This window comes from Luteimonas sp. 22616, assembly GCF_052044325.1.
GTDB lineage: Bacteria > Pseudomonadota > Gammaproteobacteria > Xanthomonadales > Xanthomonadaceae > Luteimonas.
In genome coordinates this window covers 807,351-832,845 of sequence record NZ_JBQEMW010000002.1, presented here as the reverse complement: position 1 = coordinate 832,845, position 25,495 = coordinate 807,351, and the positions used below count along the sequence as shown (strand labels likewise).

Annotated in this window: 13 protein-coding genes; 11 read left to right on the top strand and 2 right to left on the bottom strand. The window is 69.4% G+C overall.

Annotation, left to right across the window (positions count from 1 at the left end):
• Positions 1–28: 28 nt before the first annotated feature.
• Entirely contained in the window at positions 29–1,435 is a 1,407-nt protein-coding gene (locus tag ACTJIL_RS16030) for a lipopolysaccharide biosynthesis protein (RefSeq protein ID WP_440756602.1), read from the bottom strand.
• A gap of 458 nt (positions 1,436–1,893) precedes the next feature.
• On the opposite strand from ACTJIL_RS16030, the gene ACTJIL_RS16025 reads away from it, so the two are divergent.
• The 11 genes from ACTJIL_RS16025 to ACTJIL_RS15975 all read left to right on the top strand — a co-directional run bounded on the left by ACTJIL_RS16025 (position 1,894) and on the right by ACTJIL_RS15975 (position 17,933).
• The gene (locus ACTJIL_RS16025; RefSeq protein WP_440756601.1) at positions 1,894–2,769 is read left to right on the top strand and encodes a glycosyltransferase family 2 protein; all 876 of its coding nucleotides are present in this window, start codon (positions 1,894–1,896) and stop codon (positions 2,767–2,769) included.
• Between the two features lie 111 nt (positions 2,770–2,880).
• Positions 2,881–4,098: a polysaccharide pyruvyl transferase family protein gene (locus tag ACTJIL_RS16020; RefSeq protein WP_440756600.1), complete on the top strand. Its 1,218-nt coding sequence runs from the start codon at positions 2,881–2,883 to the stop codon at positions 4,096–4,098.
• Positions 4,099–4,150: 52 nt separating this feature from the next.
• Positions 4,151–5,041: a glycosyltransferase family 2 protein gene (locus ACTJIL_RS16015; protein ID WP_440756599.1), complete on the top strand. Its 891-nt coding sequence runs from the start codon at positions 4,151–4,153 to the stop codon at positions 5,039–5,041.
• Between the two features lie 2 nt (positions 5,042–5,043).
• The gene (locus ACTJIL_RS16010) at positions 5,044–6,099 is read left to right on the top strand and encodes an EpsG family protein (protein WP_440756598.1); all 1,056 of its coding nucleotides are present in this window, start codon (positions 5,044–5,046) and stop codon (positions 6,097–6,099) included.
• A 141-nt stretch (positions 6,100–6,240) separates the two neighbouring features.
• Positions 6,241–7,035 (top strand): YdcF family protein, encoded by a 795-nt coding sequence (locus ACTJIL_RS16005; protein ID WP_440756597.1) that lies wholly within the window; start codon positions 6,241–6,243, stop codon positions 7,033–7,035.
• Positions 7,036–7,278: 243 nt separating this feature from the next.
• Positions 7,279–8,337, top strand: a complete 1,059-nt coding sequence (locus ACTJIL_RS16000) for a polysaccharide biosynthesis/export family protein (protein WP_440756596.1) — start codon at positions 7,279–7,281, stop codon at positions 8,335–8,337.
• 39 nt (positions 8,338–8,376) lie between these two features.
• Positions 8,377–8,877, top strand: coding sequence for a low molecular weight protein-tyrosine-phosphatase (locus ACTJIL_RS15995; RefSeq protein WP_440756595.1), 501 nt, complete (start codon positions 8,377–8,379; stop codon positions 8,875–8,877).
• 496 nt (positions 8,878–9,373) lie between these two features.
• Positions 9,374–11,560 carry a UDP-N-acetylglucosamine 2-epimerase gene (locus ACTJIL_RS15990; protein ID WP_440756594.1) on the top strand — a complete coding sequence of 729 codons (2,187 nt, stop codon included), beginning with the start codon at positions 9,374–9,376 and terminating at the stop codon, positions 11,558–11,560.
• Between the two features lie 76 nt (positions 11,561–11,636).
• Positions 11,637–13,880, top strand: a complete 2,244-nt coding sequence (locus ACTJIL_RS15985) for a polysaccharide biosynthesis tyrosine autokinase (protein ID WP_440756593.1) — start codon at positions 11,637–11,639, stop codon at positions 13,878–13,880.
• Between the two features lie 16 nt (positions 13,881–13,896).
• Positions 13,897–16,842, top strand: coding sequence for an asparagine synthase-related protein (locus ACTJIL_RS15980; protein WP_440756592.1), 2,946 nt, complete (start codon positions 13,897–13,899; stop codon positions 16,840–16,842).
• Positions 16,839–17,933, top strand: a complete 1,095-nt coding sequence (locus ACTJIL_RS15975) for a right-handed parallel beta-helix repeat-containing protein (protein ID WP_440756591.1) — start codon at positions 16,839–16,841, stop codon at positions 17,931–17,933. The genes ACTJIL_RS15980 and ACTJIL_RS15975 overlap by 4 nt, the downstream gene beginning before the upstream one ends.
• 261 nt (positions 17,934–18,194) lie before the next feature.
• On the opposite strand, the gene ACTJIL_RS15970 is transcribed toward ACTJIL_RS15975, so the two are convergent.
• Positions 18,195–25,487, bottom strand: coding sequence for a hypothetical protein (locus ACTJIL_RS15970; protein ID WP_440756590.1), 7,293 nt, complete (start codon positions 25,485–25,487; stop codon positions 18,195–18,197).
• Positions 25,488–25,495: the final 8 nt, after the last annotated feature.

The following is a 25,495-nucleotide window of genomic DNA, read 5'->3' as shown; positions in this document are numbered from 1 at the left end:
TTCGGCGAGCCATGCGCGCACGGGGGATTCACGCGTCGCGTGCGCGCGCCGGCATGAGGCCGGCGATGCGTTTTGTCAGCAATGCCACCGCATCGGCCAGCACCGCGCGACGCACTGAAATGAAGGTCCAGATGCCAAGGTGCCGGCGTGCCGCCATCAATCCGAGCACGTTGCCGGCAAGCGAACCCGCGCAGGAACCGAGCGCCACGCCGACCACGCCCGCGGTGTAGCCGCCGATGCTGCAGCAGAGCAACTGCACGGCCCCGGCCCCCATGGTGACGTGCAGGGTCTGGCGGCGCAGCCCGGTCATCGGCAGCACGACCTGCCAGGAGCCGGTCACGATGTTCGCGACCTGGCCGACGCCGAGGATCACCAGGATCGGATACGCGGCCTCGTAATGGTCGCCGAAGAGCAGCCCGAGCACCGGGCGCCCGGCCAGCACGATCAGCACCAGCACGACGATGCACGGCAGGCTGGCCAGGCCGCCGACCGCCTGGACGACGCGTTCCATGCGCTTGTTCTCGCCGCGTGCGTACAGCTCGGCCACGACCGGGGGCAGGAGCATGTTGACGATCGTCAACGGCGCCGTCATCAACAGCACGAAGCGCTCGGCGATCGCGAACAGCGCGACGTTCTCGGCGCTGTCGAAGCCGGCGGCGAACCAGCCATTGACCTGCGCGCGCACCACCGCGAGCAGGCTCGCCAGCCACAGCGGCCAGCTCTCGTGCAACAGTCTCGCGGCGCTCCAGTCTTCGTCGGGAACAGCCGGCGGCGGGAGGCCATCCATCGCGTGCAGGCGCCGCCATAGCGTCCAGGCCGCGACGATCACGACCAGCAGCGAGGCACACACGGTCGTTGCGAAGGCGGCGACGAGCGTCATCGCCCCCATCGCCCACAGGATCAGCACCGCGCAAGGGGTGACCAGGCTGATGAGGATGCCGTTGTTGCGGAAGCCGCCGAACAACGTGGCGCCGCGGATGTCGTTCAGCCCGCGGAAGGTTTCGGCGAGCTGCCGCTGCAAGGTGGAGAAGAACAGCCACAGCACCATCAGGCCGCTGAGCGCGATGGCGGATGGCATCTTCACGACCCGCGTGAAGAACCATGGGGTCAGCAGGTAGAAGACCACGCACAGCACCGCGGTCGACGCGAGCACCATCAACAGGCAGCGCCTGACCACCGCGCGCACGCCGTTCCAGTCGCCCATCGCCTTGCACGCGGCGATGAAGCGCACCGTCACCCGGTCCATGCCGAGGGCAGCCACCGTGGCGAGGATGATCATGGTGCTCATGACCACGAAATAGACGCCGTAGTCGGCGGGCGTCAGGCTGCGCGCCAGCACCAGGTTCAGCACGAACGCCGCTGCGATGGCGACGAGCCTGCCACCCGTTGCCCACAGGCCGCCATCGACCATGCTCTGCTTGAGCTCGTGACTCATGCGCCGCTCATCCGGTGCTGGTCCGCGTTCGCACAAGGCCGCCTGCGGCCCGCGCTTTTCATCTGTCCGGCGTGCCGCATGCAGGCGAGGAAGGCGGCAATCCTTGCCCACGGCCGCTGGTCTTCAGGTCGCACAATGGCTCGGGAGGATACCTATCCGGTTCGTTACAACGTGATGATGACGCACCACCAGGACGCACGTTCCGCGTCCCCGGCTGCGCTGCTTCCCGTGACCGACTGCTTTGGGCAAACGCACGATCCTGCCGGCAGGTCCGTGCGGTTCCAGCGTGCACTGCTGCTGTCGACGGGCACGGGCCACCTGTCCGCAGGCCGGCGATACGCGCCAGCCTGCGCGCATTAATGCAGGCGTCAACGGTCGCTTAAGGTTCGCCCTGCAATGCTCGCGAGGCATTTGTCGCGGGACTTCGAAGCTGACATGAATTCGAACCGGACATGAACATGAGGACGCCAGCGGTCGCGCACGACAATGCGCCTGGCCATGGCGGCCACGCGAAGCCCGCCCCGGTGAGCGTGGTCGTTCCCTGCTTTCGCTGCGCGGCGACGATCGACGATGCCGTCGCCACGATTGCGGCGCAGTCGTTGCGGCCCGCCGAAGTCCTGCTGGTGGACGATGGCAGCGGCGACGACACGCTGGCGCACCTGCACCGGGTCGCCGCCACCCACGAGCCCGGCTGGGTCAAGGTGGTCGCGTTGACGGCCAACGGCGGCCCGTCGCGTGCACGCAATACGGGCTGGCAGCAGGCCGAGCAGCCTTACATCGCGTTCCTCGACGCCGACGACAGCTGGGCGCCGCGCAAGCTCGAGTTGCAGATGGCGGCCCTCGACGCGGACCCGGAGATCGCACTGATCGCGCATCCGATGATCGTGCGCAAGCGCGGCAGCGCGTTTCCGGCGCTTCGGTCGCGCGTGCGGACGCAGATCGTTGGCCGGCGCAGGCTGCTGCTCCACAACCCGTTTCCGACCGCCTCGGTCGTCCTGCGCCGCGACCTGCCGCTGCGCTTCGACGAAAGCTTCCGGCGCTCCGAGGACTTCCTGCTGTGGTCGCAGATCGTCTTCTCCGGCTACCGCTGCGCCCGCATCAACCAGGTGCTGGCGATCTGGAACCGGCGCGCCGATGGCGCCAGCGGCCTGAGCGACGACCTCGCCGCGATGCGCCGCTCCAACCACGAGGCGCGCCACAAGCTGATGCGCCAGGGGTTGCTCAGCCGGCCCGAATACGAGTTCACCCGCGCCGTCAGCGTGCTGCGCTGGACGCGCCGCGACCTGATGTTGCGCCTGCGCCAGCAGGGCCCCTATCGGCCCACGCCTGCCTGATTCCATTTGCATTGCATCGCATCGAGACCTGCCCGTGCCACGGATCGCGTTCGATTCCAGCAAGCCAGCCGCCCGCAGACGGGCGCGGATGCGATCGGTTCGGGCCCCGTCGTGAAAAGCTTCTATTTCTCCGGCCAGCGGACGTTCGGCAACCGGGGCTGCGAGGCCATCGTGCGCAGCACCGTCGGATTGCTCAGGGCGCAGTTCGGCGAAATCCGGGTGCTGGTGCCGTCCGTCCACATCGAACGCGACCGCGCGCAGTGGCCGGATGCGGCCGCGGCAGGCGTCGAGTTCGTCAGCGCTTACCTGCCTCGCCACGCCCGCTACTGGGTCAATCTCCAGCGCCTGCCGCTGCCGCCGCTGAAACGCATGGGCTGGCCGTTCGCGATGCCGGGCTGGCTGAAGGAGCAGATCGCCGGCGTGGACGCGGTGCTGGCGCTGGGCGGGGACAACTATTCGCTCGACTACCGCATCCCCTCGCCGGTCATCGGCCTGGACAAGCTGGCGATGGACCTGGGCAAGCCTGTGATCCTGTGGGGCGCCTCGGTCGGGCCGTTCGAAAAGGAGCCGGACTTCGTGCAGCCGGTCACCCGCCATCTCGCACGCATGGATTTCGTCGCCGTCAGGGAATCGGCCAGCTACGGCTATCTCACGCAGACGCTCGGCCTGGACAACGTGGTGCAGATGGCCGATCCGGCGTTCACGCTCGACAAGGAAGCGATCGATCTGGCCGGCTTCTGGCCCACCGGCACGAACGGGATCCTGGGCGTCAACGTCAGCGCGCTGATCGAGCGCTACAAGCGCAAGGAGCAGGACCTTCGCGCCGAGGTCGCGGACTTCATCCGCCACGCGGTGCGCGAGCATGGCCTGGGCGTGCTGCTGGTGCCGCACGTCAATCCACTGAAAGGCCAGCATGCGGGCGGGGACGCCATCTACATGGCCGCGCTGCTGGCGCGGCTGCGCGATCTCGGCAGCGCGGTGACGATGATGCCCAACGGGCTGAACGCGTCGCAGGTCAAGTACGTCATCGGCCACCTGCGCTTTTTCATCGGGGCGCGCACGCATGCCACCATCGCCGCGCTTTCCAGCGGCGTCCCGACGGTGTCGATCGCGTACAGCGTGAAGGCCCGCGGCATCAACCGGGATCTGTTCGGACACGAGGACGCGGTGCTGGATACCCATGACCTGTCCATGCCGTCCCTGCAGGGGCGGCTGGAATGGCTGCTGCGCGAGGAGCCGGCGCTCAAGGCGGTGCTGGCGGCCCGGATTCCCCAGCTCCAGGATGCGGCCAGGCAGGCGGCGGCACGGATCCCGGGCGTGCTCGCATGACAACGCCGCGACGACTGCCGCGCGTGTCGCCGTTGGCCCAAGGGGCGTGACGATGAGCATGCAGGCGACGGACGAAACCAGGGCCGCGGGGCGTGGGCACGATGCCGGCGACGTCGCGCTTGCGCCGGTCAGTGTCGTCATTCCCTGCTTCCGCTGTGCGGGCGCGATTGCCGAGGCGGTGGCTTCGGTCGCCGCGCAGACCCTGCGGCCGGCCGAGGTCCTGCTGGTCGACGACTGCAGCGGCGACGACACGCTGCAAGCCCTGCACCGGGTCGCTTCGCAGCACGAAGATGGCTGGGTGAGGGTCTTCGCCCTGCCGCAAAACGGCGGGCCGTCGCGCGCGCGCAACGTCGGCTGGAAACACGCGAACCAGCTTTATATCGCCTTCCTCGACGCCGACGACAGCTGGCATCCGCGCAAGCTGGAGCTGCAGATGGCGGCACTGGACGCCGATCCGTCGATCGCGCTGATCGCGCACCGGATGACCGTGCGCGATCGCGATTCCGCGCTGCCCGCGTTGCGGCCACCGGTGCGCACCGCGATCGTGGGCCGGCGCAGGCTGTTGCTGAACAATCCGTTTCCGACCGCCTCGGTGGTGCTCCGCCGCGACCTGCCCTTCCGCTTCAACGAGAACTTCCGCCGCGTCGAGGACTTCCTGCTGTGGGCGCAGATTGCGTACTCCGGCTATCGCTGCGCGAAGCTCAACCAGGTCCTGGCCTCGTGGCACAAATCGAACTACGGCGCCGGCGGGCTCAGCGGGGATCTCGCCGCGATGCACGCGGCCGGACGCGAGGTCGGCCGCGAGCTGCTGCGCCAGGGCCTGGTCAGCCGCCCGGAACACTGCGTTGCCCGGGTGCTGGGCGCGGTGCGCAGGACGCGCCGCAACCTGTTGATGCTGGCGCGACGCCAGGCCGACCGCATCCGGCACCAGCGAACGGCATGACCATGACCACGCGACCCGTCGCCCCGCCCCCCCGCTATGGCAGCGCCACGACCGCGAATGCCGGCTTCGTCCTGAGCCTGATCCTGCTGTTCGCAGCGGCCGCGTTCGGCTGCTGGGTAGTGGGAACGCGCGGGCTGGACATCGGCACCGACACCAGCACCTACGCGGCGTTCTTCGAACGACTCGGCCAGGGGCCTTTCGACACCCGGTTGGAGCCCGGCTTCGTGTTCGTCAGCTACCTGCTGAGCCGGATCGGCCTGGGCGTAACCGGATACCAGGCCGCATTGTTCGCCCTGCTTCTGCTCACCGCCTGTCTGTCGACCCGCAGGTATTTCAACTACCTAGGCGCGACGCATGGCTACCTCACCTTCCTCAGCGCGTCGCTGATGCTGCTGTTCCTGTCGCCGATGTTCGTCAACGCGTCGATCAACGCGGTGCGGCAAGGGCTGGCGGCGCTGCTGGTCTTCGCGGCGCTGCTCTCGTTCCAGCAGCGCAGGTGGGTGCTGTTCGCCGTGTACGGGCTGGTCGCCGCGAGCCTGCATGTGTCCTCACTGCTGTACCTGGCGTTCGCTCCCGCGTTGTTCATGAGCGCACGCCTGCTGCGCTACGGCGCGGCGCTGGCCTTCGCGCTGTACTGCACGGGCCTGTCCCTGCTGCTGGTGCAAGCGCTGGTTCCCACGCTGTATACCGCGGTGATGACGTACACCGTCAATCCCGAGTACCGGGCCGGGGTGCGCATCGATTTCGCGGTGTTCTCGCTGTTCTGGTACGCGTTGCCGCTGCTGCTGGCGCCACTGGTGCAACCGCGATTCCGGGAACGGATCACCGACAGCACCGCGGTGTACCTGGTGATGCTGCTGCCGTTCTTCGCGATCGGCTGGGGGTACTACTCCAATCGCTACCTGCTGCCGGCCTGGCTGGCGACATCGTTGATCGTCGCCGCGATCCTGTGCCACAGCCGCCTGGCGGTATTGCGCAATCCATTGCTGATACGCCTTGGACTCGTCGCTGCGTGCGGCGTCTTCTATTTCTACGTGACCCGGGTGATCCTGATCTGAGACCGCGCACCGGGCCGACGTTGGCGCGCGCACGCGCCGTGCCGTCCCGCGTGCGCCGCTTCGTGCACGATCACCCCGGTCGTCTTCCTTTCCCGGCATCGCCTGCGCTGCCGGCAGAATCTCCCTGCAGTCCGGATGCCCATGTTGTCAGCCATCAGCGAATTCCTGGTCTCGCTCACGTATCCACCATTCCTGTCGCTGTGCCTGTTGCTGTGCGCCGCGGCTGCCGTGGCCCTGCGCTGGCGCAGGTCGGGGAAAATCCTGGCCGCGCTTGCGATCGCCTGGTCGTCGCTGTGGTCCATCCCGCAATGTGCGCAGTGGCTGCGCGCGCCGCTCGAGCTGCGCTATCCACAGATCGAGGCGAATGCCTTGCCGCGCGCCGACGCCATCGTGGTACTGGGCGGCGGCAGCTATGCCTGGCTCCGCCGCGCCGAGATCCGGCTGGAAGATCTCAAGAACAGCCGCCTCGCCACCGGTGCACGCGCCTGGCTCGCCGGGCGCGCACCGGTCGTTGTCCTTTCCGGCGGACGCGGCGGGAACGGCACGAGCGAGGCCGCCCTGATGGCGACTGCAATGGCCCGCATCGGCGTGCCGGCCTCGGCGCTCATGCTCGAGGAGCGCAGCCGCGACACGCGCGACAACGCCCTGTTCACCGCGCAGCTGGCCGGGCAGCACGACATCCGTCGTGTGCTGCTGGTGACTTCCGCAGTGCACATGCCCCGGGCTAGTTACTGGTTTCGCGCGGCCGGACTGGACGTCGTCCCCGTTCCCGTCCCCGAACCGCGGATCCGCGGGAGCTGGACGCGTCGCTGGCTGCCGTCGCGCGATGCTTTGTGGCGCAGCGGACGCGCATGGAAGGAGTACGCGGGTCTGCTGGAAGCGCATCTCGAGACCGCATTCAAAGGCCTGCCGCCGCACGATTCGCCGCAACCGTGAATCTGAATGCAAGCCATGTCCGGGCGGGCATTCTGCACGCGGATTTCACACGACCATCCGGCGGTCGCCGTAGCCTTTCGGACGTCATGTCGCCCCGATTGTGCTTGCCACAATTCCGGCCTGCCAGGAGCCGCCCCCATGCGAAGGCCATCCGCACGCCCGAGTGATTCATTAATTCCCTCCGTAATAGCAGAGCGACCGCCCGCACATCGCCTCGTCCATGCCGGCACGCTCGCTGCAGTCGTGGCGGTTGCCAGCTTCCTCGGCGGCTGTGCCAGCGGCGGGGGTTCCGGTGCGAGCCCCGGCGTCGGCGACCTGATCGACAGCGGCGATGTCCGGTTGGTGCAGATCACGCCCGAACTGGTGGCGGCGAACCGCCAGATCGAGCGCGATCCGGTGCCGAAAGAATTGCTTGATTACCGTCCCGAGTCCTATCGCATCAATCCCGGCGACACGATCAAGGTCACCGTCTGGGACCATCCCGAGCTCGACACCGGCGGCGGGGGCGGCCAGGACGTGCTGGCCAATGGTCGCCTGGTGCATCCCGATGGCACCTTCTACTACCCCTACGTCGGCACGCTCAAGGTCGACGGCATGAAGATCGAAGACCTGCGCAGCGCCATCACCAGCCGGCTCGCGCATTACCTGCAGTCCCCGCAGGTCGACGTCAACGTGGTCGGCTATGGCAGCCGCGTCACCCTGCAGGGCGCATTCAAGGACACCAGTTCGCAAAGCATCACGACCGTGCCGCTGACGCTGTCGCAGGCCGTCGGCGCGGCGGTCGTCGACGCCGAGCAGGCCGACCTGTCGGGGCTCGTGCTGACGCGCGACGGCAAGAGCCATCGCATCGACATGGACGCCCTGAGCAGCCATGGCAGTGCGATCCCGAACATCTACCTCAAGCCCGGCGATCGCCTGTACATGCCGTTCAACGATCGCAAGGAAGCCTACGTGATGGGCGAAGTGCTGCGGCCGCAGGCGATCACCTTCAAGACCTCCGACCTGACCCTGACCCAGGTGCTGGGACGCGTCGGCGGCCTCAATCCGGTCACCGCCAAGAGCGAAGCGGTCTACGTCATCCGCGGCGTCGACCTCGACAACATGGAACACAAGCCCGCGACGGTCTACCAGCTCGACGCCAGCACGCCGGCCGCCTACGCGCTGGCCGACGAGTTTTCGGTGAAGCCGGGGGACGTGGTGTTCGTCGGCGAAGCGGGGGTGACGCGCTGGAACCGCTTCCTGAGTCAGCTGCTGCCCTTGTCCGGCATCATCAGGAACGCCGCGGCGCCCACGGGCAACTGATGCGCACGCATCGCTCCGTGCCAACGCATGCAACGCGCCATGGGCCAGCCAGGCAGCGATAGCAGCGGCGTGCCCGGGCGCGTCCTGCTGGTCTGCGTCGGCAATGTCTGTCGCAGCCCGATGGCCGAATGCGTGTTGCGCGACCGGCTCGCGGATCCGGCCATCGTGGTCGAGTCCGCCGGCCTGTCCGCGCTGGCCGGCCAGCCGATCGATCCATGCGCCGGGTCCGTGCTCGAAGCGCATGGCCTGGATGCAACCCTGCACGTCGCGCGCCAGGTCGACGAGGCAATGGTCGATGCCGCGGACGTCGTACTGGTGATGGAGAAGGCGCAGATCCTCGCCGTGCACGCATTGGCGCCCAGCGCCGTCGGCAAGACCTTCCTGCTGGGCAAGTGGCTGGGCGCGGTCGACATCCCCGATCCGTTCCGGCGCAAGCAGGAACACTTCGAACATGTGTACCGGATGATCGAACTGGCGATCGGGAGCTGGTGCGAACGCTTTTCGTCCCGCGCCACGGACGAGGCCTCCGACCCCGCATGAGCACGGTGGCATCGAGCGCGCCAGATGAATGCGATGCGCTGACGATGCCGATTGCTGCGTGAACGGATCCGTCGATTAAGGTCGATTAAAAATGAATGGAGGTGCGGTGTCGTACCTTCATTTCCCGGTCACTGCGCGACCCTGATATTGCTACCCCCGCCGCACTTTTAATGTGCTCGCCGTTGCTTTCTGACCGGAGAAGTCGAGAAGCAGAAACCCTTGTGTATTTCGGCATTCTGGAACCCGACGTCGAGGTACAGCTGCTTTCCCGAGGTGCCGTATGGACCAGAGGTTTGTCGCAGCCGGTGCGTTCGCTGCCCTGGTCACGCTGTTCACGATCTTCAGCCTGCGTCGCCTGGCGCACCGTTTCGGGCTCGTCGACCGGCCGGACGAACGCAAATGGCATCGCGGCCGCGTTCCCGTCATCGGCGGCCTCGCCTTCCTGCTCGGTACCATCGTCGGCCTGGCGTACTTCGATTCGCTCGATCGCTTCCAGGTGTGCCTGCTGGCCACCGGTGCCCTGATCTTCCTGGTCGGGCTGATCGACGACATGGAGGAGATCAGCGTCCGCACCCGCCTGCTGGTGCAGGCCGCAACGGCCGGCATGGTGATCGCCTCCTCCGGCATCTACGTGGATCAGTTGGGCCACCTGTTCGGCATGGATGTTCGCCTGCATGCCCTGGGCATTCCGCTGACCATCATCGCCGTGGTCGGCCTGGTCAACGCGTTCAACATGCTCGACGGCATCGACGGACTCGCCGGCAGCATGGCCCTGGTCAGCATCCTGTTCACCCTGTCGTTCGCGAGCGCCGGCTGGCCTACGCCGGGCGTCGCATTGCTGCTGCAGATCCTGTCGGTGAGCCTGATTCCCTACCTGCTCGTCAATCTCGGCTGGCCGGATGGGCGCAAGATCTTCATGGGCGATGCCGGCAGCATGTTCATCGGGTTCCTGCTCGCGTGGAGCCTGATCTCACTCAGCCACCGGAGCGTTGCGCGGATCGCGCCGGTCGACGTGCTGTGGTGCATCGCGGTCCCGGTCATGGACACGGTGGCGGTGATGGTCCGGCGCATCAGTAGCGGTTGCTCTCCCTTCCATTGCGACCGGCGCCACATCCACCACCTGCTGATCGACTCCGGCTTTTCGGCCCGCGAGACGCTGGGGCTCATCGTCAGCGCCGGCATTCTCCTGGGCACGAGCGGCTACGCGCTGCGTCGCCTCCCCGAGACGGTGAGCCTGGTGGCGTTCCTGGTCCTGCTGGTGCTTTACGTCTGGCGACTGCCGCGCCTGCTGGAGCGCCTGGGCGCGAATCGTCCGGCAGCGCGCGCCCCCGTGGGCCATCCGCTGCGCGCCGCGAGTACGGCGGGCCACGCCGCGCACGCGGACCAGGTAGCCGGCGCGGCGGCGGCGGGAACGGCGCCGCAGAACGCCGCAGCAGCCGCGGCGCACCCGGCCCCTCCTGTGCCGGCGCCTGCGGCCGGCTCGATCACGATGCCGGTCTCCGCTCCGAAGGCCCGCGCGGCGCCGGTACCCGCGCGCTTGAAGGCGTTATGCGTGCTCGGCGCATCGTCGGGCGACATCGCACTGGCACCGGTCCTGCAACAGCTTTCCCGGGACGCGCGCTTCGAGGCCAGGGTCTGCGTGACGGCGCAAAGTCCGCGGACGATGCAGATGCTGCAGTTGTTCGGCATCCAGCCGGACCTAGATCTTGAGCTCGATCCCGGCATCGATGTCGCCACAGCGGATCCGGCGGGCCTTGCATCCGCGGCCCTGGCAAGGATGTCGCGCGTGCTGAACGAGTTCCAGCCGGACGTGGTGCTGATCCACGGCGACGCGCCGACGATGCTGGCCACGGCGATGGCGGCGCGATACGAGCAAGTGCCATTGGCGCGCGTGGATACCTGGATGCCGTTCGAAAAGCACTTCGCTCGGCGTATGGACGACCCGGGCCGCAGGCTCATCAGCACGCTGGCGTCGCTGCGCTCCGCATCCGCGCAGCGATCGGGGCGAATCCTGGTATCCGCCGGCATCCCCGAAGAGCGGATCACGGTCACGGGCAATTTCGCGGTTGATACCTTGCGCACCTCGGTGGAGATGATCGAGCGGGACGAGGCGTTGCGACGCGACCTGGCGCAGCGGTTCGCGTTCCTGCGTGCGGGCAGCCCGCTGCTGCTCGTGGTCAACCAGGCACCGCGCGACACCAACCGGGAGCTCGTCGACAGCGCGCTGCGGCAGCTGGCAAGCCAGCGTCCCGCACTGGACATCGTCTACCCGGCCGACGCGGTTCCGGCCGATGCGGAAGCCGCGGCGCGCAGGCCGCTCGATCCCCCGAACCTGCACCGGGTGGAAGCGCTCGACTACGTGGCCTTCGCCTACCTGCTCGACGCGGCGTACCTCGTCCTCACCAACTCCGAGGAGATTCGCGCGGAGGCAGCGATCCTCGACAAGCCGGCCATCGTGGTGCGCGATACCGGCGCCTCCGCGTCGCCCGATCCCGCGCCGTGGATCGTCGGCGACGAAAGCCAGATCGTGGAACGCGTGATGGCGTTGCTGACCGACGAGCGCGCCTACGCCGCCATGCGGGACACCACCGGGGTCGACGACATCGACGGCATGGAAGCGTGCCCGCCGTTCGTCGACGCACTGGCCAACCTCACGCACCGCGCGGCTTCCCTCGCAGCATGACACCCACCCCTTTCCCGCCCGCATCCACCCGGGATGCGGCAGATCCGATCCGGCCCCGCGGCCGCTGGAGGCTCCTGTGAACGAACTCATCGCGACCCAAGGCAAGGAGATCTCGTCGTTGCGCGAAATGCCGATGCAGCGCGACGACGACATCGACGTGCGCGCGCTGTTCGGGACGCTGTCCGACCACAAATGGCTGATCCTGGCGGGAACCGGGCTGTTCTTCCTCGCCAGCGTCCTCTACGTGCTGATGGCGACGCCGATCTACGAGGCGAGCGCCATGGTGCAGGTGGAAAAGAGCATGCCCAACGTGCCCGGCCAGCAACGGACCACGACCCCGATGGACGGACCCACGGGGTCGCAGGCGGTGACCGAGATCCCGCTACTTACCTCGCGCAGCGTCCTGGGCGCGGCGGTCGAGAACCTCTCGCTCGACATCCGCTCCAGCCCCAGGCGCTTTCCGCTGATCGGCGACTTCGTCGCCCGCCACTTCGCGTCGTCCCGGCCGGGCGAAGTGATGCCACCGTGGTTCGGCCTGGACCGCTATGGATGGGGCGGCGAACAGCTCGAGATCGCCCGGCTCGACGTACCCGATAGCCAGCGCGACGTGCCGATGCTGCTGGTGGCCGGGGCGCCCGGCGCTTACTCGCTGCAGGACGCCGAGGGCAACCTGGTGCTGCGGGGACGGGTGGGGCAACCCGCCAGCGCGCAGGGCGTGACGATGCTGGTGCGCAAGCTGCAGGCGAACCCGGGCACCCAGTTCGACGTCGTGCACCGCAGCGAACTTGCGGCCATCAACGAACTGGCCGGCAGCATCAGCGCGGTGGAGCGCGGCAGGGATTCGGGCATCGTGGCCCTGACCTACCGCAACACGTCTCCGCAGCTGGCGGCACGGGTGCTCGACCAGATCACCTCGGCCTACCTGCAACGCAACATCAAGCGCACCTCCGCGGAAGCGGAAAAGAGCCTGGCTTTCGTCAACGAGCAGCTGCCGAAGGTGCGCGCCGAACTGAACAAGGCGCAGGCGGCGCTGAACGAATTCCAGAAGCAGGTGGGCACCGTCGACATCAACCTGCAGACCAGCGCCCTGCTCAACCAGGTGGTGGCGCTCAACGGCAGCATCCAGCAGCTGCGCACGCAGCAGCCCGAGATCGCGCGCCGCTTCACCCCGAACCATCCGGCCTACCAGTCGCTGCAGAAGCAGATCGGCGGCCTGGAAGGCGAGAAGTCCCGCCTTCAGGCGCGCATCGCCGAGCTTCCCGACATCCAGCAGGGCCTGTTCCGCTATACCCGCGACGTCGAGGTGACCAACCAGACCTACACCAACCTGCTCGACCAGGCGCAGCAGCTCGACATCGCCCGCGCCAGCGCCGTGGGCAACGTGCGGCTGATCGACCAGCCGGCGGTGGATGCGATCAATCCGGTCTGGCCGCTGAAGCTGCCGGTGGTGGCCGGCGCCACCTTGCTGGGCGCGCTGGTGATGATCGGGTTCGTGTTCCTGCGCCAGATGCTCGATCGCGGCGTCGAGGACCCCGCGGACATCGAGCGGCTCGGCCTGCCGGTGTATGCCTCGATCCTGCTCAGCGCCCAGGAGCGCGCGAACGCGCTGCCGTCGCATCGGCGGCGGCGCCACCTGCGCCCCAACCTGCTGGCGCTGAGTGCACCGGCCGACCTGGCGATGGAGGCGCTGCGCGGCCTGCGCACCAGCCTGCACTTCGCGCGCAACGAGCCCAAGAACAACCTGCTGATGATCACCGGGCCGAGTTCGGGCGTCGGCAAGAGCTTCGTGGCTTCCAACCTCGCCGTCACCACCGCCCAGGCCGGCCAGCGGGTCATGCTGATCGATGCGGACATGCGCCGCGGCACGTTGCACCAGGTCGTGGGCACGCGTTGCGAAGACGGGCTGTCGGAGCTGATCGCGGACCGGATCACGCTGGAAACGGCGATCCGGCGCGTGGCCGGCACCGAGAACCTGTCGTTCATCCCGCGCGGCGAACTGCCGCCCAATCCGTCCGAACTGCTGATGCATCCGAACTTCGCCGCGCTCCTGGAACAGGTCGCGGCACGCTACGACCTGGTCATCATCGATACCCCGCCGGTGCTGGCGGTGACCGATGCGGTGGTGATCGGCAACCACGTCGGCACCAGCCTGCTGGTGGTGCGGTTCGGCTACAACCAGCAGCGGGAAATCGCGCTGGCCAAGCAACGACTCGAGCAGAATGGCGTGCAGGTCGAAGGCGCGATCGTCAACGGCGTCGAGAAGCGCGCCGGCGGGCTCTATTCCTACGGCTACTACGGCCATCGCCCGAAGGCGGCCTGAGCACGCGGAGGGCACGATGAACCAGCGCACGACCACCATTGCCGGTGGCTTCGGCTTCCCGCTCGCGCCGGAATCCAGCGTGGAAGACGCGCCGCGGCCGGCGCCACGCGTTGGCTCCGGGACCGCCGCGCACCGCCTCCAGATCGTCACCTCGCCCTACTACGGCTCGCCGGATTTTTCCGCGCTGGACGATGGCCACGCGGCCCGGGCCAGCATCGACCAGGTCTCGGTCGCCGACCTGCTGCGCAACGGCTTCGTCTACGCGCCGCACTCGATCTACAAGGACGTGAAACTGGTGACCACCGGCTTCGACCCACACCACGACATGCATGTCGCGCCGGAGTTCCGCTACCTGTTCCGCGACAGCGGGCATCGCCAGGCACGCAGCTCGCCCGGCACCGCTTGGGTGGAGAAATACCACCAGCTGCTGTGCGAGGCGTTCGAGAACGCCTGCGCGGAGATCACCTCGCCGTGGCTGCTGCAGAGCGGCGGCAAGGACTCCACGCCGCTGGCGATCGTGGCCGCCGAAGTCCGGCCCGATACGCGCTGCATCACCTATCTCGGCGGCAGCGAGGAGAACGAGGTCGATTCGGCGACGCTGGTCGCGGCCAAGCTCGGCCTGCGGCACGACACGCTCGAGTGCGACCCGGGGCGCGCCTACGACCGCTACCTGGCCATCATCGATCGCCTGCCGCTTCTGACCGCGGACTTCGCGCTGCTGTCGTACGTGGACCTGGCAACCGAGATCGCCGCCGACGGCGCCGACGGCGTCGTCGACGGCATGGGCGCGGACGGCTACTTCGGCCCGACCGTGCACGGGCGCGAGCGGGTGCTGTCATCGCTGGCGCGCAACCTGAGGCTGGCGCGCGCGATGACGGAACTGCCGTTGCTGGGACGCAACTTCGAGTTCTGCTATCTGCTGTCGACGCTGCAGATGGACCCGGTCGAGCGCGCCTTCCCCGGTTCGCGCTTCACCGACGCCGAGGTGGACGCCCTGTTCGGCCGCGCCATCGCACGCGAGTCCAAGGCGCGGCTGGAGTTGTTCCGGCCCGAGATCGCATCGGCGTCCAGCCTCGACGAACGCTGGGCGATGGCGAACTCGATCGCCGGCGTGAGCGGCAGCTTCGCCAAGGGCCTGTACACCGCGCGTGCGCTGTCGTTGCGCGCCGCGTATCCGTTCTGCGACTGCAACCTGCGCGAATGGGTGTACCGCCAGGTACCGTCGGACCAGCTGGTCGACCCGGTGACGCGCGCCAACAAGGTGCTGGTGCGCCGGCACATCGAAACGCGCTTCAAGCAGCTGCCCTACGTCGCGCGCAAGGGCAGCTTCCGGTTCGACCTGTGCGGGCTGGCACGCCAGCGTTTCGACGAAGTGCATGCGTATGCCGTGCAGGCAAGCGACATGCTGCCCGGCGCGACGGCGTGGCTGGAGCGCAACCGCGGCCGCCTGGACAACAAGTACCACGCCTCGAAGTTCTACCTGCTGGCGATCGTGCTGCCCTGGCTGGTGCGACACCGCGAGCGCTCGGATTCGCACCAGCAGCGCGTGCAGATCACGATGTCGCCCTACTACGGCAAGCCGGATTTCTCAGCGCTCGACGACGACATCAAGGGCCGCGCACGACTGGACCCGGTGTCGATGGCCGACCTGCTGCGCAACGGCTTCGTCTATCCGCCGCATTCGGTCTTCGAGGACGTCAAGCTGGCGACCTTCGGCTTCGATCCGCAGCACGACATGCACGACGCGCCGCAGTTCCACTTCGGATTCCGCGACAGCGGCAAGCGTCCCGATGGCGACGAGACGGACGCTGCCGTCGCCACCTACCACCGCCTGCTATGCGAGGCGCTCGATCGCTCGTGCGCGAAGATCCGCGCCCCGTGGCTGCTGCAGAGCGGCGGCAAGGATTCGACCACGCTCGCGATCGCCGCCGCGGAGGCGCGCCCCGACACGGTGTGCTTCACCTACCTCGGCGGACGCGAGGAGAACGAGATCGGGTCCGCGCATGCGGTCGCCAGGACCCTCGGCCTGCGCCACGAGGTCCTGGCCTGCGATCCCGGCCGCGCCTACGACCGCTACCTGGCGATGCTGCCCAGGATGCCGCTGCTGACCGCGGATTTCGCGTTCCTGTCCTACGCCGACATGGCCACGACGATCGCCGCGAGCAATGGCGACGGCACCGTGGATGGCCTGGGTTCCGACATCTACTTCGGCACGCCGATGCATTCGCAGCACTGGTTGCTGTCGTCGCTGGCGCGTGGCGTGCGCCTGCCGCGCTGGGCCACCGAGCTGCCCGGGATCGGGCACAGCTTCCGCCTGTGCTACCTGCTCTCGACGCTGCAGATGGATCCGAGCGAACGGCTGTTCCCCGGCTCGCGCTTCACCGACACGGAAGTCGACGCGCTGTTCGGCCTCGACATCGCGCGGCTGTCGAAGGCGCGCCTGGCGTCGTTCCGCTCGGAGATGGCGTCGGTGGCCAGCGGCGACGACTGGAAGGCGATCACCCTCACGATCTCCGAGGCGGCCGGCGGCTTCGCCAAGGGGCTGTACACGGCCAGCGCGCTGTCGCTGCGCGCGGCGTATCCGTTCTGCGACCGCGCCCTGCGCGAGTGGGTCTACCGCCAGGTGCCGTCGGACCAGCACATCGATCCGGTCACCCGGGCCAACAAGGCCCTGGTGCGGCGGCACATCGCGACCCGCTTCGAGCGGCTGCCCTATGTCGAACACAAGGGCTGCTTCCGCTTCGACCTGTGCGGGCTGGCGGAGCAGCGTTTCGACCAGGTCCATGCGATCGCCGCGCAGTCGCGCGACATGCTGCCCGGCGCGGTGGCGTGGCTGGAACGCAATCGCGGCCGCCTCGACAACAAGTACCACGCCTCGAAGTTCTACCTGCTGGCGGTGGTGTTGCCGTGGATCCACCACCACGGCGCCGAAGCCGTCGGCAGCGCGGAGGACGCGCGGTGAGGCACCGGACAGCCGATCCGTTCGCGCACGTGGTCGCCTCGCGCCGCGCATTCCTGCGCGGCAGCATCGGCGCGTCGGTGTCGCTGGCGCTGCTCGGCGGCGCGGCATGCACGATGTCCGCATCGGCGGCGACGCTGGTTCCGCCATCGCGCGCACGCGGCAGTGCGCGGACCAGCGTCCGCGACCACGGCGCGCGCGGCGACGGCGTGCACGACGACAGCGCCGCGTTCCAGCGCGCGATCGACGCCCTGCCCGACGATGGCGGCACGGTCGAGGTGCCGGCCGGCACGTATCTGATCGACCCGACACGGCGGACGAGCCTGCGCAGCCGGATGCACCTCCAGCTCGCGCCCGATGCGCAGCTCAAGGCGAAGCCCAACGCGGAGCAACGCGCCTACGTGCTGATGGCCGCCCTGGTCAGCGACGTCGAGATCTCGGGCGGACGGATCCTGGGCGATCGCGACGCGCACCTGGGCAGCACCGGCGAGTGGGGCCACGGCATCGCGCTGTACGGCGCCAGCCGGGTCACCGTGCGCGACATCCACGTCTCGCGCTGCTGGGGCGACGGCATCGGCATCGGCGGCAAGCGTCCTGGCGGGAAGAAGAAGCTGGCGCCGGTTCCCAGCCAGGACATCGTCCTGTCCGGCGTGACCTGCACCGGCAACCGTCGCCAGGGTCTCACCATCGGCCATTCGCGCGATGTCCGCGTCCACGACTGCGAGTTCAGCGACACCGCCGGCACCCTGCCGCAGTGCGGCATCGATATCGAGCCGGACGCGCCCGGCACGGCGGTGCGCGCGCACATCGAGAATTGCGTCGTGCGCGGCAATCGCGGCAGCGGCATCCAGATCTACAAGCGCAGCAGCGAGGTCACGGTCAAGGGCTGCACGATCGAGGACAACCGCGGTTACGGCGTGCTCGCGATCGGAACCACGGACGGCCTGATCGTCGACAACCTGATCCGCGGCAACGGGCTGAAAGGCATCGGCCTGCGCGGCGGCACCCGCAACTACCAGGCCAGCCGCAACGATCTTGCCGGCAACCGGCTGCGGCAGCGCAATCCGCCCGATGCCGAGAGGGGGAACGAGTGACCGCGATGACATCGACAACCGCGCCCTGACGCCGGCGTGCACACCGAAATCCTGAAGACTCTGGCACTGAAGCAGGCGCTAGACGCTGGGGGCTCAATGTCGTGATCGGCGGGGCGCCGGAAAAAAAACCCCGGGCGAACCCGGGGCCAAGGAAAAAAGAACGCGGCCCGCGTCGCCGGTGGCCATGCCGGGAGAAGGCCTGGCCGGCCGGAGGCGTGCGTCGCGCCGCCGGGGGAGCCGGCGACGCGGGCCGCGCAGGGGTTACAGGTCGACGCCGAAGCCGATGCCGGCCGAGCTGTCGTCGCTGCTGAAGGCGCCGCCGATCGAGAACGACGCGCGTTCGCCGATCTGCTTGGAGTACCCCACCGACAGCGCGCTCTCGCCGTTCTGCCAGCCGGCACCCACCGCCACCCGGCCGCGCTCGCTGCGGCCACCGGCGGCGTTCATCGCCATGTTCATCATTGCCGAGCTCATCGCTCCCATCCGGTCGATCCGCTTGTCCTGCTGGTTCAACCGGTTGCCGAGGTTGTCGCTGAGCTGCTGGAACTGGTCGTCCAGCGCGGTGAACTTGCTGTCGGTGTAGGCATTGGCCGAGGCCAGGGTCTTGGTCGCGGTGGTGTCGGTGTAGGCGTTGGCCGAGTCCAGCGTTTCCTGGTCGAGCGCTGCCGGGTTTGGCGCCTGCGCCACCGGGGCCGACTGGCCGCCGGTGACCGGGCCACCGGTGGATGGCGACGGGGTGCCGGTTGGTTCCGCGTCGCGCGACGGACCGGCTTGCGCATTGTTGCCGGCGTCATTGCCCGCGACACGGTCGTCGACCTGCTGCGTACTGCCGCTGGAAGCGGTCGCCGGTGCGGCGGCGTCCGTGGCCGTGGCGCCGTTCTCCAGCGCGCCCAGGCGGCTGTCGATGCCGCTGATCGCGCCGTCCAGCGCACCCAGTGCGTCGCCGACGTTGTAGTAGCTGCCGCCCTGGATCAGGTAGGTGGGGCCGCTGAAACCGTTCGCCCCCATCGACGCGCCGCCGCCGAGCGATTGCGCCATCGAATCGCCCATCCCGAACAGCTGCGCACCGTTCACAGCCTCGGTGCTGGTGGCCGACAGCGCGCCGGCGGCGACGTTGGCGATCGTGGTTCCACCCTCGCCTTCCAGGGTCAGCGTGGTCTTGTCCTCGTCGTCGTATTTCACCGTGCCGGCAAGATCCGCATCGACGTTGGCAAGCGCCGAGTTGAACTGGCCGAGGTTGACCGCATCGGTGTCCTGGGTGCCGGCGGCGACGTTGGTGATCTGCCGCTCGCCACCCACCGTGCCGACCGACACGCTGTCGGCGCGATCGGCGACCGAACCGGCGCCGAGCGCAACGCTGTTGCCGGCCGTGACCTGGGCGCGTGCGCCCAGCGCGGTGCCGTCGGTGGCTGCGTCCAGCACGCGGGCGTCGTAACCCACTGCACTGGAACCGGCGGCACGTGCCTGGGCGTTGGAGCCGATCGCCGACGATGTCGCCGCCAGTGCCTGGGTGTTGGCGCCCAGCGCAGTGGCGTTGGTACCGGCCGCGTTGGCGTTGCTGCCGAACGCCGAGCCGCTGACTTTCGCCGCCTTGCTGTTCGCGCCCACTGCGGTGGTGCCGTTGGCGTTGGCCACGCTGTTGGCGCCGGCTGCCAGCGCGCCCTGGCCGTTGACCAACGCATCGTCGCTGCCATCCTGCGCACCGCTTGCGGCGAAGTAGTGATTCGCCTCGCTGGCGCCCGCGGCGACTTCGTCAAGCTGCGCCTTGTTCACCGCATCGTTCGCCTCGGTACCGGCGGCGACGTTGGTGATCTGGCGCGTCAGGCCGAGCGCTTCGGAGCCCACCGACACCGTGTCGGCGCGCGTGGTCTCGGACGACGCGCCCAGCGCGACCGAGTTGTCGGCCGCCGCCCAGGAATGGGCGCCGAGCGCGACGCTGTCCAGGCCGCGCGACACCGACAGCTTGCCGATGGCGATCGCATTCTCGGCCTGGGCGAAGGTGCCGTTGCCGATCGCGATCGCCGAGACCGACTCGGCCTGGGCCCAGGTGCCGACCGCGAGCGCGTTCTGCGACTGCGCCGCGCTGCCCGCACCGACTGCCACGGCGTTGATGTCCATCGCCCGGCTGTTGCGGCCGATCGCCATGCTCCATTCGCCGTAGGCGCTGCCCCCGATCGCCAGCGACAGGTCGCCGGCCGCATACGAGGTGCTGCCGAACGCGACCGACGCGTAGCCCAGCGCCTGTGCGCCGGCACCGAGCGCGGTGCTTTCCTGCCCGGAGGCGAGCGTGGGCACGTTCTCGATCTCGCCGGTGTTGCCGTTGAAGATCTGCGCGTAGCCGCCGATCGCGGTCGAGCTGGTCCCGCTGGCTTCGCTGCCGGCGCCATAGGCGGTCGAACTGCTGCCGCTGGCGACGCTGTTGAAGCCACCCGCGGTGGTGTACTCGCCGACCGCCATCGCGCCGCTGCCGAAGGCCGAGGTGCCCAGCCCGATCGCGTTGGCGCCGTCGCCTGCGGCGGTGGCGTACTCGCCTTCCACATACGCACCCGCGCTGCCCTCGTCGCCGTCACTGGCCTTGAAGAAGTAGTCGGTGTTGTCCGCGGTCTTCTGCACCTCCTGCAGCTGGGCGAGGTTCACCGCGTCGGTGTCCTCGGTACCGGCGGCGACGTGGGTGATCTGCCGCTCCTCGGCGAAGCCGTCGATGTTGGGGCCGGCGCCGACCGAAACCGAGTTGGCGCGATCGGCAACGGCGCCCGCGCCGAGGGCGACGCTGTTGTCGCCCATGGCCTGCGCGTAGAAACCCACCGCCACCGCGCTGTCACCAGCGGCGAAGCTGGAGCCGCCGAGTGCGGTCGACCAGTGCGCGTAGGCGAATGCGGATTCACCGACCGCGGTAGCGCTGGTTTCGGTGGCGAAGCTGTTCCAGCCCAGTGCGGTGGACTGGATCCCGGTGGCCTGCGCCGACGAACCGAACGCGGAGGCGCGCTCGGCCGATGCGACGGTGGCGACGTGGCCCAGGTTCGGGCCAGCCGGGCGGCTGCCGCCGACCGCGGTGCTCTGGTCGCCGGTGGCCTGGGCGCTGTCGCCGACGGCCACCGCGCTTTCGCCTTCGGCATTCGCGCGCGAGCCCACGCCCGTGGACCACAGGCCGCTGGCACTGGCGTTGGCGCCGAGCGCGGTCGCAAGATCGCCGCCCGCCTGTGCACCGGCGCCGAATGCGCTGGCACCGATCCCGGTCGCCGCGGTGGTGCCTTCGATGGTGACGTCGCGCTTCAACTCCGCGTCGTAGTAGGTGTAGTGCAGTTCGCCGCCGGCGGCGGTGGACGAATCGCCGGCCGCCAGTGCGTTGAATCCGACCGCGGTGGCGTTGCCGGCAATCGCGTTCGCACCGCTGCCGAATGCCGACGCGCCCGCGCCGGTGGCATTGGTGGCCTCGCCCGCCGCGATCGCGTTGTCGCCTTCGACATACGCGCCGGCATCGCTGTCGTCGCTGCCGCTGGCCTGGAAGTACTTGCTGGTTTCGCCGGCCGTGTCAGCCACCTCGTTGAGCTGGGCCAGGTTCACTGCATCGGTGTCCTCGGTGCCGGCAGCCACATTCGTAATCTGGCGCGTGAGGCCGCGTTCGACCGAGCCGACCGAGACCGTGTTGGCGCGAACGGCGTCCGACAACGCGCCGAGCGCCACCGAGTTGTCCGCCAAGGCGAACGCCTCCGGCCCGAGCGCCATGCTCGATGCGCCGGTCGCGAAGCTCAGCGTCCCCAGCGTGATGGCATGGTCGCCGGACGCGAAGCCGCCACCGAGCGCGATCGAATACGCGCCGCTTGCCTGCGCGCCCGCGCCGAGCGCGATCGCGGTCTGGCCGGACGCTTCCGCGCCCTTGCCAATGGCGGTGCCGTAGCTGCCTGCGAAGGTGTTGCGGCCGACCGCCGTGGCACTGTCGCCGAGCGCGTTGCCCCCGACCGACACCGCCATCTCGCCGCCCGCATAGGCGCTGCTGCCGACCGCGACCGACGCGTACTCCAGGGCGTTGGCGCCGTTGCCGATCGCGGTGCTCTCCTGCCCCGAGGCGATGGTGGCGAAGCGTTCGAGTTCGCCGGTGTTGCCGTTCCAGACATAGGCGTAGCCGCCCAGCGCGGTCGAGCCGTCGCCCGTCGCCTGGCTGCCGGCGCCATAGGCGGTGGCGTCGGCGGCGCTGGCCACACTGCCCAGGCCGCTGGCGATGGTGTATTCGCCGATCGCGTTGGCGCCGCTACCGAATGCCGACGCGCCGAAGCCGATCGCGCTGGCGCCGTCGCCGGCGGCGGTGGCGTACTCGCCTTCCACGTAAGCGCCGGCGCTGTTCTCGTCGCCGTCGGTGGCCTTGAAGAAGTAGTCGGTGTTGTCAGCGGTCTTCGCCACCTCCTGCAGCTGCGCGAGGTTCACCGCGTCGGTGTCCTCGGTGCCCGCGGCGACGTTGGTGATTTGCCGCTCGTGGCCCGCGCCACCGACCGAGACGGTATTGGCGCGATCGGCCAGCGAGCCCGCACCGAGGGCGACACCGTTCTCGCCTTCCACGCGACTGCCGACGCCGAGGGCGACGCCGCTGTCAGCGGCGACCGCCGAACCGGTACCGATGGCGACGCCGTGTTCGGCCGCCACGCTGGTCGCATAGCCCAAAGCGATGCCGTAGTTGCCGCCGACCACGCTGCGACTGCCGATGGCGGTCGCGTAATCCGCGTCGACCGCGCTGATCGCGCCGAGCGCCATGGACATGTGGCCTTCGGCGACCGCGCCGGCACCCAGCGCCGAGGTCAGCGCGCCATTGGCGTAGGCGGCCGGGCCGAAGGCGCTGGCGCCCAGGCCGACCGCGGTGGTGCCGGTGAGATAACCGCTCGGGAATGCGCCGCCGCTCTGGAACAGCACGATGTCGCCGGGGCTGCCGACGGCGACCGAATAGTCGCCGGTGGTGTTGCTGCCGTAGCCGTAGGCGGACGAGCCCACGCCCGCGACCTGCGCGTAGCCGCCGGTGGCGGTGCCGAGATCGCCGGCGCTGCTGCGGTAGCCCATCGCCGTGGCCTGCACGCCGGTGGCCGCGGCCTCGACGCCGAATGCACTCGCGTATTCGCCGCTCGCCGATGCACCCGCGCCGGCCGCAATGGTCCAGGTGCCGGTCGCGCTGGCGCCCGCGCCCAGCGCGGTGGCGTCTTCGCCCGAGGCGACGGTGTTGGTCGTGACTTCGTTGCCGTCGCCGTCCTGCGTCGTGCGCGTGCCGCCCATGGCCACGCTCGATTCGCCGCTGGCCTCGGCATTGCTGCCATAGGCCGACGCATCGACTCCGCTGGCGGTGGCGCCGTAGCCGGTGGCTGTGGCGAAATCGGCCATCGCGGCTGCGCCGCTGCCGTAGGCCGACGCGCCCTCGCCGATTGCGTTGGCCGCTTCGCCTGCCGCGATGGCGTTGTCGCCTTCGACGTATGCGCCCACACCCGGGTTGTCCGGATCGTCGCTGGCCTTGAAGAAGTGGTCGGTGTTGTCCGCGGTCTTCGCCACCTCCTGCAGCTGCGCGAGGTTCACCGCATCGGTGTCCTCGGTGCCCGCGGCGACGTGGGTGATCTGGCGGTCGATCGCGGCGATCTCCTCCGGCCACTGGCCGTTGTGCGTGCGCGCCGGTGAACCGACCGAGATGCTGTTGTCGCGGTCGGCGTAAGAGCCGGCGCCCAGCGCCACCGCGTTGGTCACACCGGGCGCGACCTCGCTGTTGGCGCCCAGCGCCATGCTGCCGTCGGCGCCGGGGAAGACGATGCTGTTCCAGCCCAGCGCGACGCTCTGCACGCCGCCGGTGGCCGAGAGCCCGCCGAAGGCCAGGCTCTCGGTGCCTTCGGCCACCGACAGTCCGCCCATGGCAATGGTGCGGTCGCCGCGCGCCTGCGACCAGTTGCCGACCGCAGTGCTGAACACGCCATAGGCGCGCGCCTGCCCACCGATCGCCACGCTGTCGTCGCCGCGTGCGGTGGCGGCCTGGCCGAGCGCGGTCGCGCTCTGGCCGCTGGCCTCGGACACCACGCCCAGCGCGGTGCTGCCGTACTCGGTGGCGCGCGCGGCGGTGCCGATCGCGGTGGATTCCTGGCCGGACGCCGTAGTCGACCAGATCTCCTCTTCCCAGGTGTCGCCGTTGATCACCACCATCTGCCCGCCGATGGCGGTCGCGCTCTGGCCGGTGGCCTGGCTGCCGACGCCGTAGGCGCTGCTCCACTTCTCCGTGGCCACCGCGTTGTAGCCGGAAGCGGTGGCGAACTCGCCGACCGCGACTGCGCCGCTGCCGAACGCCGAGGCGCCCAGGCCCAGCGCACTGCTGGTGGCGCCGATGGCGGTGGTGTAGTCGCCTTCGGCCAGCGCGTCCGAACCCAGCGCGGTGCTGTCCTCGCCCAGGGCCGCGCTCTGGAAGCCGTTGGCGGTGCTGTCGAGGCCGTCGGCCACGCTCAGCGCGCCGGTGGTGGTGGCATTTTCGCCACTGGCCTGCGCGCCAGCGCCAACCGCGGTGGCGCCCTCGCCATCGGCGCGGGTCAACACGAATTCGCCGCTGCCATCGTCGAGATAATAGGCGCCACCCAGCGCCGTGCTGCCGGCCTGCGTGGCCCGCGAACCGGCGCCCAGCGCCGTGGCGGCGCGGCCGTCGGCAATGGCTTCGATGCCCAGCGCCGTGCTCTGGTCGCCTGCGGCAACCGCATTGCTGCCCAGCGCGCTGGCGTGATTGCCCAGGGCCGTCGCGCCCGGGCCAACCGCGAGGCTGCCCTCGCCTTCGGCGGTGCTGGCGATGCCGACCGCGACGCTGAACGCGCCGCTGGCATAGGACGCCGCGCCGAGCGCGGTGGCGTTGTCGGCGCTGGCCAGGGCGAAGTTGCCGACCGCGGTGGTGGCGAAGCCGGTCGCGCGCGCAACCGAACCCAGCGCCGCGCCGTAGTCGCCGCTGGCCTTGGCACCGGCGCCGACCGCGACGCCTTGGGCGCCGGTGGCGGCGGTGTATTCCCAGCCGGCAAAGGTATTGAACGCACCGCCGATCGCGACGCTGGAGCCGCCCTCGGCCGTGGCCTTGGCGCCCATCGCGACATCGCCCAGTCCGCTGGCCGTGCTTTCGCTGCCGACGGCGACCGACCACTGGTCGCCCGCATTGGCCTGGTGGCCCGTGGCGACGGAGCGGTAGCCGCTGGCGACGCTGCCGGCGCCGCTGGCCACCGCGTTCTCGCCCTCGGCCAGCGCGTCGTCGCTGCCGTCGGCAGCGCCGTTGGCGGCGAAGTAATGATCCGCGGCGGTGGCGACACGCTTCGGCGGCAACCTGCCGGCGCCGGGGGCAGAAGTGCCCGGTGCCGGCTTGATCGCGGCGGCGCAGTCGTCGTCCACCGGCTTGCGGCCATCGCGGCCGTCGGCTTCGGCCGTGAGGCAGGCATCGGCGGCGGACGGCGCAGGCGTTGCCGGCGTCGTCGCCGGGGTGGCGCGGGAGGTCTGCGACGCGGGGGACTGGGCCAGGGCGGGCTGCGACAGGACCAACAGCAGTGCGGCGTACAGCGGCGTACGGATCATCGTGTCTT